This is a genomic window from Neglectibacter sp. X4 (assembly GCF_009917365.1).
In the GTDB taxonomy this organism is placed as follows: Bacteria; Bacillota; Clostridia; order Oscillospirales; family Acutalibacteraceae; genus Acutalibacter.
On record NZ_QWLE01000220.1, the window covers coordinates 1 to 484 of the forward strand.

At 36.0% G+C, this 484-nt stretch carries 1 protein-coding gene; it reads right to left on the reverse strand.

The features are described 5' to 3' along the window. The coding region (locus tag D1841_RS17795) for a helix-turn-helix domain-containing protein (protein ID WP_207710201.1) at positions 1-484 on the reverse strand (484 nt) is incomplete at both ends.

Consider the following 484-nt stretch of genomic DNA (forward strand, 5'->3'; position numbering starts at 1 on the left):
TATAAAATGCCATTTCCATTTGCAATCTCTTTTTTTGCGTTGTACACCAATACAGATGATTGCGATTCCGAGAAGTGATATAAGTAATGGTAAGCAAATAAAGAAGAATGTTCCCACACCATTTTCTAAATCTAATAAAAAAAGTGTCACCAGTAAAAAAGCTGTAATTGCTATACCAATTAGCATGTTTCGCATGTGAATCTCACTTTGGTAAACAGCCAAATCAATAGTATTAGAAACAACTTCGTCTAGTTTATGTGTGGAAGTTATTTTCTCCAGTTTTTCACCATACATCAGCTCACTCAAACTTATATCCAATGCAGATGCCAAAGGTTCTAACGTTTTAATGTCAGGAAATCCTGCGCCTCGTTCCCACTTAGATACTGCTTTATCTGTCACACAAATTTTCTTTGCTAGCATTACCTGTGTCCACCCTTTTGCTTTTCTTCTCTCTGCAATAAACCTTCCGAATCTCTTTTCATCC